We start from the raw sequence: 18895 nt of genomic DNA on the forward strand, positions 1-18895 counted from the left end.
AATTTTTTTGTTTTAAAATATTAATATTTAATTTATTTCAAATTTACACATAAAACAGGTCAATTAAAAATAATAAATTGTTATTGAACCATCGATAGTTTTTATCTTGTATGCAAATTTGTTTTATGCAACTAAGTCAACCTTTCACTATATATAACGCTTCTGCTGGCAGCGGAAAGACCTTTACGCTAGTAAAAGCCTATTTAAAAATTTTATTTAGGACGAGTAACCTCTATCTTTTTAAAAATATTTTAGCTATTACATTTACCAATAAGGCGGTTGCCGAAATGAAAGACCGTATTATTGATACCTTAAAACAATTTTCTGATGCTGCTATTTTAGAATCTTCAGATGGTATGTTTCAAAGCATTTGTGAAGAATTGGAGATGGAACCAAAAACGATTCACGAAAAATCAAAAAAACTGCTAAATACTATTATACACAATTATGCTGCTTTTGATATATCGACTATTGATGGTTTTACACATAAATTGATTAGAACCTTTGCGCATGATTTAAAACTACCTTTAAATTTTGAAGTTGAATTAGACCAAGACGCTCTTTTAAACGAAGCAGTGGATAGTCTTATAGCTAAAGCAGGAACAAATGATGCCTTAACAAAAATTTTAATAGATTTTGCTATTGAAAAAGCCGATGACGATAAAAGTTGGGATGTGTCTTTTGATTTTAATAAGATTGCAAAACTACTGGTTAATGAAAACGACATTCCTTTTATTGAAACATTAAAAGACAAAACCTTAGACGATTTTAAGGTGCTAAAAAAACAGTTAAAAAAAGAGATTTCGGTTTTAGAAACAACTATAATTGATAATGCTAAAAGCGTTTTAACTTTAATTGAAGAAGCTGGTTTAGAATTCAACGATTTTTCTGGAAGCTATTTACCAAAACATTTTAAAAAATTAGCCGACACCATTTTTGATGTTAATTTTAATGCCAAATGGCAAGAAGACCTAGAAACAAAAACACTTTACCCAAAACGTGTTACTAGCGAAATAGCTTCAATAATAGAACAAATTCAACCTAAAATAGCTACTGCTTTTAACGAAACTAAAACAGCCGTTTTTCACCTTAAATTTTTAAAAAGCTTTTATAAAAACATAACACCATTATCAGTTTTAAACGCTATTAATAACGAATTAAAAATGCTGAAAGAAGATCAGAACAAAATGCTGATTTCAGAATTTAATACTATTATTAGTAACGAAATTAAAAACCAGCCAACACCTTTTATTTACGAACGTATAGGTGAAAAGTTTAATCATTATTTTATTGATGAGTTTCAAGATACCTCAGAAATGCAATGGAATAATTTAATTCCGCTTTTAGGAAATTCATTAGCAACCGACACTGGAAGCACTATGTTAGTAGGCGATGCTAAACAAGCTATTTACCGTTGGCGTGGTGGAAAAGCAGAACAATTTATTGGCTTGTTTAATAATGATAATCCGTTTTACATTGAAAAAAGCGTTAAAAATCTACCAACAAATTATAGAAGTTTAAAAGAAGTCGTTCAATTTAATAATGGTTTTTTTAAATTTCTTTCATCTCACGTTTTTAGTAAAAAAGATTACGAAACACTTTATGAACACGCCCCTCAAAACAGCTCAAAAGATGAAAGTGGTTATGTAGAATTATCTTTTTTAGATATTGATAAAGACGATGATAGAAATCTTGCCTTTTCAGAAAGCGTTTTAAGAACCATTACTAATTGTTTAGAAAACAATTACACATTACAAGATATTTGTGTTTTAGTAAGGAAGAAAAAAGAAGGTGTCGCTGTGGCAAATTGTTTAAGTCAGCATGAAATACCCATTGTATCATCAGAGACCTTACTTATTTCAAATTCTACCGAAGTAAATTTCATAAATGATTTACTAACGCTTTTAATTCAACCAAAAAATAACGAAAAAAAGATTTCAGCTTTAAATTATCTAACAACTTTATTTGATATTGAAGACAAGCACGAATTCTTTATCAATCATATTAATTTATCAATTTCTGATTTATTTGAAAGTTTTGAAGCTTTCCATGTCTTTATAAATAATAACGCTTTGCTTCAGCTACCTCTTTATGATTTAGCCGAAACCATTGTACGTGAATTTAATTTGGTTAAAACATCTAATGCTTACATTCAATTTTATTTAGATATTGTTTTAGATTTTTCACAAAAAAAAGGATCGGATATCTCTGGATTTTTATCCTACTTTGAAAAGAAAAAAGAAAGCTTAAGTATTATATCTCCTAAAGGACAAAATGCGGTTCAAATTATGACTATTCACAAGTCTAAAGGTTTAGAGTTTCCTGTTGTTATATTTCCTTTTGCCGATTTAGATATTTATAGAGAATTAGAGCCTAAAGAGTGGTTCCCGTTAGACAAAGAAAAATACAATGGCTTTTCGCACACCTTATTAAATTATAATAAAGATTTTGAATATTATGGTGAAGCAGGATTACATATATACACCAACCACAAATCGGAACAAGAATTAGATAACATAAATTTACTTTATGTAAGTTTAACACGTGCTGCCGAACAATTGTACATCATCACCAAAAATGATAGTGCATTAAAAGGCGATGCTAAATCAAAAAAATATTCAGGGCTATTTATAAATTATTTACAACATATTAATGTTTGGAATGATTCGCAATTGGTTTATACTTTTGGAAACCCGAAAAGAGATACGCAAAATATCTTAAAATCAAAAGAAACAAATATTCAGCAAGAATTTATATCTACTTCAAAAGAAGATCATAATATAAAAGTAGTTACAAAATCTGGATTCTTATGGGATACTAATCAAGAAGAAGCTATAGAGAAAGGAAATCTTATTCATAATATTATGGCTCATATAAATACAGAGTCAGATATTGATTCTGTAATAGCAGATTTTACTAATACAGGTACTATAAATACCGAACAAGCAAGCATTATAAAAAGCACCGCATTACAAATTGTAAACCATCCATTATTAGAAACATATTTCACCTCAAGTTACATTATATATAATGAACGTGATATTATTACTAAAGATGGTATGGTTTTAAGACCAGATAGAGTTGTAATAAATTCGAATAACGAAGCTACAATTATTGATTATAAAACAGGAATAGTAGACAAAAAGCACGAACAACAATTGCAATCATACCAAGATGTTTTAGAAGACATGGAAATCACTGTAAAAAAGAAAATATTGATATACACAAATAGTGATATTAAAGTAAAAGAAATATAATCTTCCCTTATTAATTTATAAATACTGATTCTTTGAATTAAATCCTTATCTGATTTTTCCACTCAAAAAAGCTTTAAAAATTGAAAAACTGCTTTTAAACGAATAAAATTGGGCTATCAACCTTAATTTTTTAAAAAATTTAAGACAAAAAAGAGGAATCTACTCACAGTAAATTATTCATGATTAAAAAAGCATCTATTAGCGAATTTTAAAGGGTTCATTGAGGTTTAAAAACAAAAAATATTATCTAAAATCGTTCTGAACTATCGATGAATAGTAGTTTTATCCATTTTTTTTATATATTTATCTTTGTTAATAAAATTTAACAACTTACTTTTGTTCACGATTAACACTTAAAAATTAAACTTTTGAATATGAAAAATCTTAGCAGATTATTGTTCGCTATGTTGCTTGTACTTGGTTATAGCAACGCTAATGCGCAAGACCAAAACAACCCATGGCAAATTAGCATTGGGGCAAACGCTGTAGACGCTTATCCTAATGGAGATGGCGGTCTTTTTAGTGAAACTATTTTTGATGAATTCGCCAATGTAACTGATCACTGGAACATCTTACCTTCTTTATCAACTATCTCTGTATCTAAATACGTAGGTGATGGTTTCTCTTTTGGAGTTGCTGGTTCATTAAATAAAATTGATAAATGGGGAGACATTAGCGTTAACCCTGACACAACAAACAAAGTAGATGATTTATCTTACTACGGTCTTGATGGTACTATCAAGTACAATTTCTTAGAAGGAACTACTCTTGATCCTTATTTAGGAGTTGGAGGTGGTTACACTTGGATTGATGAAGTTGGAGCTGGTACCTTAAACGGAACTCTTGGTTTAAATGTTTGGTTCAATGATAATGTTGGTTTAACAATTCAAACTTCATATAAACATGCTTTTGAAGATTACTTAACAACACATTTCCAACATACTGCTGGTATCTCTATCAAATTTGGTGGAACTGATACTGACGGTGATGGTATATATGACAAAGATGATGCTTGTCCAGATGTTGCTGGTTTAGAAGCTTTCAATGGTTGTCCTGATACTGATGGTGATGGTATTGAAGATAGCAAAGATTCTTGTCCTAACGAAGCTGGTTTAGCTGAACTTAATGGATGTCCTGATGCTGACGGTGACGGTGTTGCTGATAAAGATGATAACTGTCCTTCTGTTGCTGGATTAAAAGCTTTAGCTGGATGTCCTGATGCTGATGGTGATGGTGTAACTGATGGTGATGACAAATGTGTTAACACTGCTGGTCCTGCTGCTAACAATGGTTGTCCTTGGCCAGATACTGATGGTGATAGCGTTTTAGACAAAGATGATAAATGTCCTACTGTTAAAGGTACTGTTGCTAACAATGGTTGTCCTGAAGTAAGTGAAGAAGTTCAAGCAACTCTTAATGAGTATGCTAAAACTATCTTATTTGATACAGGTAAAGCTTCTATCAAATCTCAATCTGAGGCTGTATTAGCTGATATTATTGCAATTCTAAAAGAATACCCTACAGCTAAATTTACTGTTGAAGGTCATACTGATAGTGTTGGTAGTGAAAAACTAAACCAAAGATTATCTGACTCTAGAGCTAATTCTGTTAAAGAATACTTAGTTGGTCATGGTATTGATGCTTTTAGATTATCTGCTCTTGGATATGGTGAAGCTAAACCAATTGATTCTAACAAGACTCGTAAAGGTAGAGCTAACAACAGACGTGTTGAAATTAACTTAGCAAAATAAAAAACTAGTAAATAGTTTTAATAAATAAGTTTTACAAAAAACGCTTCGGATATCCGAAGCGTTTTTTATTTTTATAGAATGACAACTTTCATTTTTGATGTTTTAAAAGATTTACAAAATAGCTATGTAAATCTTTCTCAAGTAACCTTTGTACTTCCTAGTAAAAGAGCTGGTGTGTTTTTAAAGCATCAACTTTCAAAAACTACTAACCAAACCATTTTTGCTCCTGAAATAATTAGCATTGAAGAGTTTGTTGAAGAACTCTCTCAACTAAAAACAGTTTCAAATACCGAACTCCTTTTCGAGTTTTATAATAGCTATACTAAACTAACAAAAAAAGAAAAGCAAGATTCTTTTGAATCCTTTTCAAAATGGGCACAAATATTACTTCAGGATTTTAATGAAATAGACAGATACTTAATTCCTCAAGATAAAATATTTAATTACTTAAGTGCTATTCAAGATTTAAAACACTGGTCTTTAGAAGAAGAAAAAACAGAGTTTGTAAAAAACTATCTATCCTTTTGGAATAAACTTTACAACTATTATAATCACTTTACAGAAGCGCTTTTAAAGCAAAACATAGGTTATCAAGGTTTAATCTATAGACAGGCAGTTAATAATTTAAAAAATTATATTGGCAATAATTCTGAAAAGCAACATGTTTTTTTAGGCTTTAACGCTCTAAATACGGCAGAAGAAACCATAATACAAGAACTCCTTGAAAACAAACTAGCAAAAACCTATTGGGATATTGATACTGTTTTTATAAACAATCCTAAGCATGATGCAGCTTTATTTACAAGAGAACACAAAACAAAATGGAAACACTTTGAAAACAATCCTTTTAATTGGGTAACTACTAATTATTCGAAAGAAAAAAACATCTCAGTGTTTGGAATTCCAAAAAACATAGGACAAACTAAATATATTGGATCCTTATTAAAATCAATACAAAATGAAAATAAGTCGCTCCAAAATACAGCCGTTATTTTAGGTGATGAAAACTTATTAATTCCTGTATTAAATTCAATTCCTAAAAACATAGAAGCCCTAAATATAACCATGGGGTTTCCATTAAAAAATACTCCTTTATCCTCGCTTTTTGAAGCCTTATTTCATATTCATAAAAACCAATCAAACACTTTCTATTATAAAGATGTAATAAATATTCTATCGCATCAATTTATAAGACCTTTATTCTTAATTGACGATGTAGATTACGCATCACAAATAATAGAAACCATAGATGCTAATAATATTGTTTATTTAACAACAGTTCGTTTAAAACAAATAGCTAAAAGGTCAACTAAAATTATTGATTTGTTATTTTCCAATTGGGAAACATCAATTGATTTAGCTCTAAAAAACTGCTCACAATTAATACTAACCATAAAAAACTATTTAGATAGCGACAAAGATTCTAACGTACTTTCACTAGAATATTTATTTCGTTTTAACGAATTATTTAATGAGCTTATAAGATTAAATACAGATTATAATCATATTAAAGATGTATCAACCTTATTTAGTATTTATAAAGAATTATTAAGCTCTGAAACCTTAGACTTTCAAGGCGAACCTTTACAAGGTTTACAAATAATGGGGATGTTAGAATCTCGTGTTTTAGATTTTGAAACCGTTATTATATCATCTGTTAACGAAGGCGTACTTCCGTCAGGAAAAAGTAATAATTCTTTTATTCCTTTTGATGTTAAAATAGAAAACAGCTTACCTACTTATAAAGAAAAAGATGCGGTTTACACCTACCATTTTTATCGCCTTTTACAGCGCGCAAAAAACGTTTATATTCTTTACAATACGGAAGCCGATATTTTAACTGGTGGTGAAAAAAGCAGATTTATTACACAATTAGAATTAGAAGGTATTCACCATATTAATCATCAAATAATAGCACCACAAGTTCCTGTTATTACGCCTACTCTAAATGTTGTTGAAAAGACACCTGATTTACAATTAAAACTTAAAGAACTTGCTGAAAAAGGGTTTTCTCCATCATCACTAACAAATTATATTAGGAATCCTATTGATTTTTATTATCAAAAAATTTTAAAAATTAGAGAACATAATGATGTTGAAGAAACTGTTGCTGCCAACACTTTAGGAACCGTTGTACATAATACTCTTGAAGATTTCTACAAACCTTTAATAGGTACGTTTTTATCAATTGAAATTATCAAAAATCTTAAAAAAGATATCGATAAAACCGTAACACATCATTTTTCTGATGTTTATAAAGAAGGAGACATCACTAAAGGGAAAAATCTAATTATTTATGAAATTGCTAAACGCTATGTTTCTAATTTCTTAGACATGGAAATGAAAGAACTAAAAGCTGGTAACGAGATAAAAATACTTGCTATAGAGTTAGAAAACAGAGTACAAATTGATATACCAGAATTAGATTTCCCGGTAATACTTACAGGAAAAGTAGATAGAGTAGACGCATACAATGGCATAACCAGAATAATAGATTATAAAACTGGTCGTGTAGAACAAAATAAGGTGGAAGTTGTAAATTGGGAAGACATAAATACAGATTATACCAAATATAGCAAAAGCTTTCAAATACTAACTTATGCCTATATGATGCAACTTTCTAAAGATGTAAACCTTCCTATTGAAGCTGGCATTATTTCTTTTAAAAACTTAAGTGCTGGATTTTTAAAATTTGCTAAAAAGGATAAACCTGGTAATCATGCTAAAAAAGACACATTAATTACGAATGAAACCCTCGATAATTTTTATAAAGAACTGAAACATCTTATTTTAGAGATTTGTAATATTAATATTCCTTTTACAGAAAAAGAAGTGTAAATGATTTTAAAACAAGATTTTATAATTGAAGGCAAGCATCAAAAACCTATTTTGATGGATGTTACGTATCTTCAAAATAAAACAAACCTACCAATAATCATATTTTGTCACGGCTATAAAGGCTTTAAAGATTGGGGCCCTTGGAATGTAATGGCAGAAGCTTATGCTAAAGCTAATTTCTGTTTTATAAAATTCAACTTTTCTCATAATGGCGGTACTATAGAACAGCCCATAGATTTTCCAGACCTTGAAGCTTTTGGGAATAATAATTACACAAAAGAATTAGACGATTTAGAATCTGTAATTAATTGGGTTTCTGAGAATGATATTATAAAGAATATTTCAAACATAACAAATATTAACTTAATAGGACACAGTAGAGCCGGAGGTATAGTTTCTATAAAAGCAGAAGAAAATAATCGAATTAAAAAAGTTATTAGTTTAGCAGGTGTTAGTAGTTTTCGTAAAAGAACATCAACAACAGGCGATTTAAAACAATGGAAAAAAGACGGTGTTAAATACGTTTTAAACGGACGCACCAAGCAACAAATGCCACATTATTATCAGTTTTACGAAGACTTTATAAAAAATGAAGAACGCCTAACTATAAAACGAGCAGTATCTAATTTAAGCATACCCCATTTAATAATTCATGGCACCAATGATACAAGCGTATTAATTGATGAAGCAGAAAACCTTCACAAATGGAATTCTAATAGCCAATTAAAGCTTATAGAAGGTGCTAATCATGTTTTTGGAGCCCAACATCCTTGGAGCAAAGATTCATTACCAGATCATTTAAACCAAGTAATAAAAATAACCACAGACTTTTTAAAGCAATAAATAATGACAACTAAACAAATAACTAAAATTAATTGGTATGAAAATGCTGAAAAAATATTTATTGCTACAGATTGTATTATTTTCGGTTTTGATGAAGGCATTTTAAAACTTCTTGTTTTTGAAAGACTTGTAAATCCTTTAAAAGGCGAATTATCACTTATTGGTAGTTTTGTAAAACCTAATGAAACAGCACCTCAAGCAGCTCATAGAGTTTTAAAAGAAATTACAGGGCTTGATAATATTTTTATGGAAGAGCTAAAAACCTATACTGAGGTTGATAGAGATTCTGGAGCACGCTGTATATCTATTGGGCAATATGCTTTAATTCGCATAGATGAATATGATAAAGAACTTGTAGATAAACATGGAGCCCTTTGGTATGAAGTAGATAAGCTTCCTGAGCTTGTTTTAGACCATAATGAAATGGTTCAAGACGCTTTAAACCGTTTACGTAGAAAATCTAAATTTTACCCTATTGGTATTGAATTATTACCAAAAAAGTTTACCATTCCACAAATACAAAATCTTTATGAGGTCATTCATCAAAAGAAACTAGATTCTAGAAATTTTAGAAAAAAATTACTCTCTTTAAAACTCCTTATTCCTTTAAACGAAAAGGATATGTCTGGCTCTAAAAAAGGTGCTTTTTTATATAAATTTGATTATAAAAAATATAAAAAGTTAGAGGAAAATGGTTTTAATTTTTCTCTTTTTAAATAAAAATTAAAATCCCCGTAATGCTATCATTATGGGGATTTTTTATATAATTTTTATTTAAACCTTTACAATTTATTTTGCAGAAAATTTGAATGATGTTTTAGAAATATACTTCTCTCCAGGGTTTAATACCGTAGTTGGGAAATTTTCTTGATTTGGAGAATCTGGATAATGCTGAGTTTCTAAACAAAAACCTGTTCTATGTGCATAGGTTCCTCCTTGTTTGTTAGGTAATGTACCATCTAAAAAGTTTCCTGTATATAATTGAATACCTAGCTCATCAGAATAAACATCTAAAAGTCTTCCGCTTTCTTTTTCATACGCAGATGCTACTAGTCTTACACCTTCATTTTGATTATTTAACACCCAACAATGATCGTAACCTAAACCTCTTTCTAATTGTTCGTCTTTTACATTAATATCTTTTCCAATAGCTTTTGGCACTCTAAAATCAAAAGGTGTGTTTGTTACATCAGTCAATTCTCCTGTTGGAATTAATGTAGCATCAACTGGCACCAATTTATCTGCATTTATAGTAATTTCTTGATCTAATATTGTTTTAGAAAAATCGCCCGTTAGGTTAAAATATGAATGTTGTGTTAAGTTTACAATCGTTTTCTTATCGGTAGTTGCTTCATACACCACTTGTAATTCATTGTCATTAGTTAGCGTATAAGTTACTTTAGTTTCTAAATTCCCTGGGTAGCCTTCTTCCATATCTTTACTTAAATACGTAAGTACTAATGATGCTGTGCTATCTGTTTTTGTTTCAGCAGCATTCCAAACTACTTTATCAAACCCTTTATCACCACCATGTAAATGGTTTGTGTCATTGTTAGTCGCTAATGTATATTCAGTTCCATCTAATGAAAATTTACCTTTTGCAATTCGGTTACCGTATCTTCCTATTAAGGCACCAAAAAATGGTGTTTCTTTTTCATACTCCTCTAAAGTATTATACCCTAAAACAATATCTTTATAATTATTATTTCTGTCTGGTGCTGTCCAAGAGGTAATAATGCCACCATAAGTAATGACACTAATTTCCATGCCTTTTTCATTCTTCATTATATACTTATCTACGGCAATGCTATCTGATGTTACACCATAGGCCTCCTTTGAAATTGTTACCATATTTTCTGTTTTTTTTTGAGGTGTTTCTTCTATATCTTTTTTCTTTTCACTTTTACATTGCACACTTAAAAGCGCTATTCCCATTAGAGAAAAAGCATAGATACTCTTTTTAAATCTATTCATAATATCCTTTTTTATTTAGTTGATTTATTAAATTTATTTATAAGTGTCATAAAAACATTTATAAATTACTTAAAAATAAATAACATATCCAAAAATATGTTAATCGAACTCAAAAAATTATTAATTCAACACTAAAATAAAAAGCTCCAAAAGTCTAAACTTTTAAAGCTTTTAAAACGTGGAGAAGATGGGATTCGAACCCATGACCTCTTGACTGCCAGAGTTGCGAATGGGGTATCAACAGCAACCAAATTACATCATATAATATTGATTATCAGATAATTGATATTTTTTGGTTTTAATTGATATCATATGAAATCAACGGTTTGCGTGCAAATTGCGTGCAAATTTTTTTATATCTTTGGGTACCATGAACACAAATATAAAACTCTCTTTAGATACCCGCAGAAAAAAAAATGACAATTCCTTTCCAATAATTTTAAGGTTAAGTCATTTCCGTAAAACCACGTCTATACGAATGGGAACGTCTGTACAATTAAATTTTTGGGATGAAAGAAGCGAAAAAATAAAAAATTCCTATAGTGATTCCAAAACCGTAAAAAAATTAAACAACAAACTATTAAAAGCAAAAGTGCATGCAATAAATATTATTGACAAATTGAATGAAACGGAAGAACTTAACTATCTATCTATATCACAATTAAAAAATAAAATCACTAAAAAGGTTATTGTCAATTCGTTTTTTGAGTATAGTAACAGCATCATCGAAGACCTTAAAAAGGTAGAGCGTTATGGAAATGCAAATTCTTATTATGCTGTAACTAAAATATTGAAAAAATTCAATAAGGGTAATGACTTAAAATTTAATGAGGTTAATTATGAGTTTCTAAAAAAGTTTGAGCAATTTCATTATTCTAGAGGAAATTCTACTAATGGACTGGCTGTTTATATGAAAACTATCAGAGCTATTTATAATAAAGCTATTAAGGCTGGCATTATCCCGAAAGAAGCCTATCCTTTTACAAATTATAGAATAAAAACAACCCCAACTGAAAAAAGGGCTCTTGATATTAACAGTATCAAATCAATAATGTTGTTACAATTAAAAGAAACAGATAATCTATTTCATTATAGAAATTATTTTTTAACGTCGTATATGCTTTATGGTGTTTCATTTATTGATATGGCATTTTTGAAACTTGAAAACATTGTAGATAACCGCATAAAATTCTTCAGAAGAAAAACATCCAAACCATATGATATAAAAATCACACCTCAATTAAAAGAGATACTTACCTTTTACACTAAAAACAAGGATAAATCCGATTTTATATTTCCCATTATCAAAAGAGATACATACGAACTTCAATACAAAGACGTGTTATGGGCTCGTAAAGTATATAATAAGGGGCTAAAGCAAATTGCAAAAAAATGTAAAATTGAACAACGAGTAACATCTTATGTGTCTCGTCATAGCTTTGCTACTCAAGCTATGTTACACGATGTTCCCTTACAAGCCATTTCTGCTATGCTTGGACATAATCGCTTAACAACCACTCAAATTTATCTTAAATCGTTACCCAGTGAAGTATTAGATGATTATAATAAAAAGTTAGTTACCATATAGGATGACCAAACTAAATCATATTGCAATTTGTGCGTTATTCATTTATGTGTTATGAACCATTTTTACTAAGAATATTAAGGAACTCCAAATTTATATATATATCAAATTTTTCATTGTATTTGTTTTTTCATGTTACATGAAAATAATAAAAAAATGAAAAATGATTGAATTTTAGAAAATAAAAGACTTTTTAAATAGCTTGATTTAAGTACAAAAACATTGATTTGAGCTATAAAAATTGGATTTATAGCTCATGGTACGTAAAATCTAGAATTGGCAATCAAGAAGTGTCAAAATTTTTCACATAATAAAGACCTAAGAAGTTGATTATCAAGATAATTTTTGTTCTAATCTATTTTTCCATTTCTCCCAATTTGGCATTTTTTGAGACAATAGATTATAGAATTTTTTATTATGATTGAATTGGACTAGGTGGCACATCTCATGTATTATTACGTATTCAATGCATTTAGTTGGGGCTTTTATAATTTCTGGATTGATGATTATTTTTCCGTTTTTCTGACAGCTTCCCCAACGTTTGGCCATTCGTCTAATTTCAAGATTTGGTTGTTCTACTTCAAACTCTTTGAATTTTTGAAACACCACCTCTGCTAAAGCATAAAATTTCTTTTCAGCATGCTGGTAATACCATTTTGCTAATAGATTCTTGGTTATTTCCTGTGAATTTCCGCCATGATACATCACATTAAAACACCCGCCTTTAAGCTTTACACTGTTTTTAGTTCCTGGTCTTATTTTTAAAAGATACCCTTTGCCTAAATAGTAATGTGTTTCTCCTGAAACATATTCGCGTTCTGGTGTTTTCGGAAGAAATTGTTCAAAATAGTTCTGTTGCTTAATTATCCATCTGGATTTTTTTAATACCACTTTTTTTATTTCAGCCAAGTTTGACTTTATAGGTGCTAATACCTTTATTGAATTGTCTGGATAGACTTCAATAGACAGTGATTTTCTTTCTGATTGTTTTAATTCAAAAAACAATTCTTTGGTGCCGTAATTGATAGAATGCATTAAAAATTGTTTTTAGCTACTTTTAAACATTTCTCTAATATGCTATCAATTTCATCAAAGGTTATTTCCAAGCCTAAATCTTTACGATGACTTATTAAATAATCTTCAATATCATTTTCCATTTGTCTTTGCACGTCTAGATTTCGTTTCCAATCTCTAATGGTTAATTCTTCCACTATTTTGGAAATAGACACTGATGCATTCGCTAAATTATCAGCTATACCTTTTACAACATTATCGTCATGTTTGTTTGACAAAACAGCATTTAGAGCTCCAAAAAATGCTCTTGCTTCTGGCTTATGTAATAAAATATCTGGAATACCATCTTGATAACCATCTTGTAAATCTGTTCTTGCTTTTAAAATGGTTTCTAGATATTTTGCTTCATCAATTCTACCTTCATTAAAGTCTTGGATTGTTCTTTCAATTAAATCTGAAAACTTTTTGTAGAACGCTTCATCTTTTTCCATGTTTTCGGTAATGACCTTCTTCATTTGATGCGCAATAAAATCTGCTTTTGAAGCTGGTGACTTACCATAGGTTTCTAGAGCTTCTTCTACTTTCTGCTTATCAAAAATGTTTAAATCGGATGTTAATACCTCAACATGGTCTGCATCGATATAGGTATCTAATAATTTTTTAATCCTAGGTTCATACTCTTTGTACGACACGACTTCAGCGTAACGAAATTGCACCGAAATTCTTAAGCTTTGGTATTTCTTTAATTCGCTTTTATAATATCCTATTTGCTGTGTTGTGAATTCCTGATAAAACTCATCCGATGCTAAAGCTGTTTGTAGCGTTTTTGCAAAGTTGGATAGCTTGCCATAAAACTCATCCCGTAAGTCTTTTTCGGCTAAATGGCGTTCCAGTGCTTCAATATCATTCTTATTATAGACTTCATTAAATATGTCAGCTACTTCTGCATGCCTCACAGGTACTTTACGAACTTCTTCTTTAATATCAACCAAGGCATTGGTTAAATCTTCATCATCAAAATCTTCTAATGCGCTGTATTCTGTTAGTGCTTCATCTAACTTACCAAGAACACCAACATAATCAATAATATGACCATGTTCTTTCCCTTTAAACAATCTATTTACTCTTGCTATTGCTTGTAATAAATTGTGTGCTACCAAAGGTCGTGCAAGATATAATATGGTATTTCTTGGTTCATCAAAACCTGTTAATAGTTTTTTGACCACGATTATTAATTCTACTTCCTGTGATTCCTCATGAAATTTATCTAAAACCCAACTCTCATATTCTTCTTGATTTCTATGTTTTGCCATCAATTGATCCCAATAATTTCTGGACTCATTACTGCTTTCTGACCACACATCGTAATTATCTTGTCTACCATCTGGTGGTGTAAATACTACGCGCGTATTTATTTTTAATGTTGGATCTAGTTGTGCTTCAAAATACTTTTGGTATTTAATAGCAGTATCAATTTTAGGCACTGCTAATTGTGCTTTAAAGTAACCTTTCTCTTGTTGCCAGTTTTGTGTATAGTGCTTTGAAATATCGTAGGCGATTTCATTGACTACATGTTCTGATTCAAATATTTTATTAATTGATGAAAATTTCTTCTTTAGGTCTTTCTGCGCATCTTCACTTAAATTTTCTGAAAGTCTTTCGAAGCCCTTATCTATTTGTGCTTTATTAATTGATAGTTTTGCTGAACGCCCTTCATATAAAAGTGGTAGGACTGCGCCATCTTTAACTGCTTGATCGATGGTGTATTTATGAATGAACCCACCAAATTTTTTAGAGGTATTCTTTTCAGATTTCATTAAGGGTGTACCGGTAAAACCAATATAAGAGGCATTAGGTAACAAGCGTTTCATTTGCGCATGGGCAGTACCGTATTGACTACGATGACTTTCATCTACCAATACAAAGATGTTTTGAGATTCTTCTTTAAAGGTTATCCTGCTAGATGCTATATTGAACTTATCGATAATAGTAGTAATGATTTCGCTACCTTTATCCTGTAACAGTTCAATGAGGTTACTACCGCTTTTCGCTTTTTTGACACTCTTACCACAATTTATAAAGGTTTTAAATATTTGTTTGTCTAAACTAATGCGGTCTGTAACAATAACAACTCTAGGGTTTTCAATAGATTCTTCTAATGCCAAAGCTTTTGATAGCATGACCATTGTTAATGATTTACCACTACCAGTAGTATGCCAAATGACACCACCTTTTCGGTTTCCTTCTTTATTGCGCTGTTTTATTCTATTTATGGTTTCTTGAACTGCAAAATATTGTTGGTAACGACATATTTTTTTATCTGGACCATCGAACACGACATATTTATACACCATATCGAGTAAACGCTCTGGCTGGCATAGCGCGAATAATGCTTTATCTTGTTCTGTTACCAATCTATTTTCAGCTTGGGTATTATTAACTGTACGTTTTAGTAATTTCTGAACCTCATTTTCTACATCTTCTTTCCAAACTGCCCAAAATTTAGCATCGGTGCCTGTTACTGCATATTTAGCGGCATTAGGTTGTACCGCTATAAGGATTTGTGAATAATGGAATAGTTTTGGTATAGCCTCCTCCTTTTGATTTCCTACATTTTGAGAAATGGCTTCATCAAGTGATAAATTTTTATCTCTTCTTTTGTTTTCTATGACCACAAAAGGAATTCCGTTTACGAATAACACAATGTCTGGACGACGTTTACCTTTTAACCCCTCAACAACAAACTCTTCGGTAAAATGATACGTATTGTTTTCTGGATTTTGCCAATCAATGAATTTCATGGTGTAAGCTTTACGATCTCCTTTTACGGTCTCGTTAAAGCTTTTACCCAAGGTTAGTAAATCATATACATGCTCATTAGTTTTTATTACGCCTTCATTAGGTACACTTTTTAATGCATTTATTGCTCCTTGAACACTGCCCGTAGAAAATTTATACTTTTCCCGCTTATATTCAAAGTGATTAATTTTGTGTAGTTGTTCTGCGAGGATATCATTTAAAATAACATTAGATAGCAATTCTCCTCTCGCTTTAAAGACTTCCTCTGGTGTGATGTATTGCCAGTTGAGTTTTTTTAGCAACTTTATTGCCGGTAATTGTGAATCTTGAAACTCGTTATAATTTACTGCCATTATTTTATTCTTTTATTTCCCTTTTGGGGAATTGTATTTGTTTTTGGGGAACTATGTTGGTTTTTTGGGGAATTGAAACTTCATATAAAAAAAACCTACCACTAACCTAAAAACCTTGTAAACCCTAAAAAAAACACTATCATCATTAGTTAACTCTTTTATTACAGCTTTAACTCTAGTACTTGTTTTTGGGGAAACTTTATTTGTTTTTGGGGAACTACTTTAGCCACCTTTTAAAATATCGGTTATATTATTTAAATCAATAACTCCTCCTTTCAATTGATAATATGTTCCTTTACCAGAACCTTTCTTATCTAAAACAACATCAACTAGTTTATCAATGAGATATCTAACTTGATCTCTAGACAAATCCTCTTTAAAAGCTTCAACAAAATCAGACATTTTAGGTGTTGCATTTGTTTTAATAACTTCAAGGACCCTAGTTAAATCTATAGGTCTAAAACCACCTATATCAGAAGGTGTATTTTTAATATCAAAATAAGCATCTGATAATACATACTTTTCACTTGTAGAGCCTCCAGAACGTTTAATTAATTCTTCTTTTTCTAGTTCTTCTAGTATTTCATTATTTATCCCTTCAGATTTTCCTTCTTTAATATTATGTAAGGCTATTGTTTTAAATGTTCCTATTGGATTATCTTCTCCTCTTTTGGTTTGCACATCTCTCATAAACATTGCGAATGCTTTGTCTTGCATTGCAGCATTGAGTGTTAGCTCTACTTGAAATAAATCGGACTTTGAATAGTCTGGTCTTGGTTTTCCTTCAGACAATGTTATTCTAAATATTTTATCAACTCCTTGGCCGGAACGTTCTACTAGTCCTGTTCTTTCAAGAATTTCGGTTAACAATCTGCTTCTTGGTGTACTATTAATAGTCAATAAATTCTCTAAATTCACTCCTTTTGGAAAGCCACCAGCATTTGTAATTGTAATTTTATCTGGTGATTGTTTGATTACAATTTCACTGTTAATCGTATAGTCTCTATGTGCAATTGCATTAAGTGCTGCTTCACGAATAACCTCTTCATTAAAGTAAGGTATATCAAACTTATAGGGCCCTTCGTTTATTTTATGGTCTAGGTTGCGCGCGTTTAGCTGCGACCAAATATCATCTATCTCTAGAAATAATGGTTTTAGATACATGTATCGTTTATCGAAATGTGTCTGTTCGGGTGTTTTTCGGTATTCAATATTTATCTGGGCATTTGGCAAATAGACTGCTAAAGCTTCTTCTATACCCAATAGAATTAATGCAGCATACGTAAACCCCTCATTAGTCATTAAGCCTAAATCCTTAAGGGCTTGATCAGTTGGTAATTCTCTAAATTCAGGATTTTTCTGTTTTATGGCATATTTTTCTTTAAGAATAGCCACTGCACGTTCGTCTATATCTCCCAAAGTAAGTTCCGGACATATTTTTGCAGAAAAGTCTGGTTCTTTCTCCATTACAATTGAAGCATACATTTCCTCGTTCATTCGCTCCAACCTGTCACCAACTCGCATTAATGCTACATCTTCATAATAAAGCATTTTACCAATTGGTCTAGAGGGAATTTCAATAATAACAACACGATTATTATCTTCATCAAACAACTCACTAACTTTAACTCTTATTCCTTTGTCTCTATAAATATTCTGCTCTAATTGACCTATCCTACCAGTATAAGCTTGAGAGTTTACCAAGGTATATGGTTTTGTTTCCTTTATTCCAAAAGCAAGAATTCCTCCACCTTCATTTGCTAATGCACATACATAACCCAGAACTGATTTCCGACCATTATTATAATTGTATTGTGTTTTTGCCTCTTTGAATTCTATTTTATCTTCTGATTCTTTGAGTTTTATGAGTTGTTGTATTGTCATAATTATTAAATAAAATTAGCTTCCCATTTTTTGAAATGTTAATCTAGTACCATCACCAAATTGTAATGTCATTTGATTGTCTTCAAAACTCCATATCGTAATATCTTGATATCTAGATTCTGCTTCTGTGGCATTTAAATTATCTATTTGAATTACTGGTAATTCTTCTGGTTCATTAACCACTGTTGGAATACCTTGCCATTCATAGTTTATTCCCGGATTATTGCCATTTACAGTGTACACAGTAAAAAATGACAATCCTCTTTGTATTCTTTCATCATATTGACGTACATAAAAATCTATAATAATATTCCCATCAGTGCAGCGCCATAAACCCAATATTTGTGTTAATAATACTTTCATTAGTTTTTATCTTTTGGTGGATTTGGGTCATTGCCATGACTGTCTGGGTTTTGGATACGACCGTTTCGTTTATGCGGTATTAATTCTGAACCTTCAGATCTGCTTTTTTGTCTGCTCCAGTCCATCGCTTCTTTTTTAGTTTCAAAGTGCTTTGAAGCTCTTTGTGCTTTTTCTCTTTTTGAGTCCCAGCCTCCATCTGGGTTAGAAACCACGTGTCTTTCTTTTCTTGGCATT

12 protein-coding genes are annotated in these 18895 nt (G+C 30.6%); 6 read left to right on the forward strand and 6 right to left on the reverse strand.

Going from position 1 to position 18895, the window contains the following annotated elements:
- Positions 1-125: 125 nt before the first annotated feature.
- The 5 genes from ACH5TX_RS06050 to ACH5TX_RS06070 all read left to right on the forward strand — a co-directional run bounded on the left by ACH5TX_RS06050 (position 126) and on the right by ACH5TX_RS06070 (position 9409).
- Complete coding sequence (locus tag ACH5TX_RS06050) at positions 126-3257, forward strand: UvrD-helicase domain-containing protein (protein ID WP_439338631.1); 3132 nt, start codon at positions 126-128, stop codon at positions 3255-3257.
- 374 nt (positions 3258-3631) lie between these two features.
- Entirely contained in the window at positions 3632-5008 is a 1377-nt protein-coding gene (locus ACH5TX_RS06055) for an OmpA family protein (protein ID WP_439338632.1), read from the forward strand.
- Positions 5009-5086: 78 nt separating this feature from the next.
- Entirely contained in the window at positions 5087-7846 is a 2760-nt protein-coding gene (locus tag ACH5TX_RS06060) for a PD-(D/E)XK nuclease family protein (protein WP_439338633.1), read from the forward strand.
- Positions 7847-8689, forward strand: a complete 843-nt coding sequence (locus tag ACH5TX_RS06065) for an alpha/beta hydrolase family protein (protein WP_439338634.1) — start codon at positions 7847-7849, stop codon at positions 8687-8689.
- Positions 8690-8692: 3 nt separating this feature from the next.
- Complete coding sequence (locus tag ACH5TX_RS06070) at positions 8693-9409, forward strand: NUDIX hydrolase (protein ID WP_439338635.1); 717 nt, start codon at positions 8693-8695, stop codon at positions 9407-9409.
- 69 nt (positions 9410-9478) lie between these two features.
- On the opposite strand, the gene ACH5TX_RS06075 is transcribed toward ACH5TX_RS06070, so the two are convergent.
- Positions 9479-10663, reverse strand: a complete 1185-nt coding sequence (locus tag ACH5TX_RS06075) for an aldose epimerase family protein (RefSeq protein WP_439338636.1) — start codon at positions 10661-10663, stop codon at positions 9479-9481.
- Positions 10664-11033: 370 nt separating this feature from the next.
- On the opposite strand from ACH5TX_RS06075, the gene ACH5TX_RS06080 reads away from it, so the two are divergent.
- Entirely contained in the window at positions 11034-12251 is a 1218-nt protein-coding gene (locus ACH5TX_RS06080) for a tyrosine-type recombinase/integrase (protein ID WP_439338637.1), read from the forward strand.
- 330 nt (positions 12252-12581) lie between these two features.
- Here the strand turns inward: ACH5TX_RS06080 and ACH5TX_RS06085 are convergent, their stop codons facing one another.
- The 5 genes from ACH5TX_RS06085 to ACH5TX_RS06105 all read right to left on the reverse strand — a co-directional run bounded on the left by ACH5TX_RS06085 (position 12582) and on the right by ACH5TX_RS06105 (position 18894).
- A complete protein-coding gene (locus tag ACH5TX_RS06085) occupies positions 12582-13283 on the reverse strand; it encodes a M48 family metallopeptidase (RefSeq protein WP_439338638.1) in 702 nt (233 codons plus the stop codon).
- Positions 13283-16414: a type I restriction endonuclease subunit R gene (locus ACH5TX_RS06090; protein ID WP_439338639.1), complete on the reverse strand. Its 3132-nt coding sequence runs from the start codon at positions 16412-16414 to the stop codon at positions 13283-13285. Before ACH5TX_RS06090 ends, ACH5TX_RS06085 begins: the two co-directional genes overlap by 1 nt.
- Positions 16415-16636: 222 nt before the next feature.
- On the reverse strand, positions 16637-18298 hold the full coding sequence (locus ACH5TX_RS06095; protein WP_439338640.1) for an RNA/DNA-binding domain-containing protein: 1662 nt from the start codon (positions 18296-18298) through the stop codon (positions 16637-16639).
- A 15-nt stretch (positions 18299-18313) separates the two neighbouring features.
- Positions 18314-18661 (reverse strand): hypothetical protein, encoded by a 348-nt coding sequence (locus ACH5TX_RS06100; RefSeq protein ID WP_439338641.1) that lies wholly within the window; start codon positions 18659-18661, stop codon positions 18314-18316.
- Positions 18661-18894: a DUF2188 domain-containing protein gene (locus ACH5TX_RS06105; protein WP_273277734.1), complete on the reverse strand. Its 234-nt coding sequence runs from the start codon at positions 18892-18894 to the stop codon at positions 18661-18663. The genes ACH5TX_RS06100 and ACH5TX_RS06105 overlap by 1 nt, the downstream gene beginning before the upstream one ends.
- Position 18895 lies beyond the last annotated feature (1 nt).

The organism is Thalassobellus citreus, assembly GCF_044385915.1.
Classification (GTDB): domain Bacteria; phylum Bacteroidota; class Bacteroidia; order Flavobacteriales; family Flavobacteriaceae; genus Thalassobellus; species Thalassobellus citreus.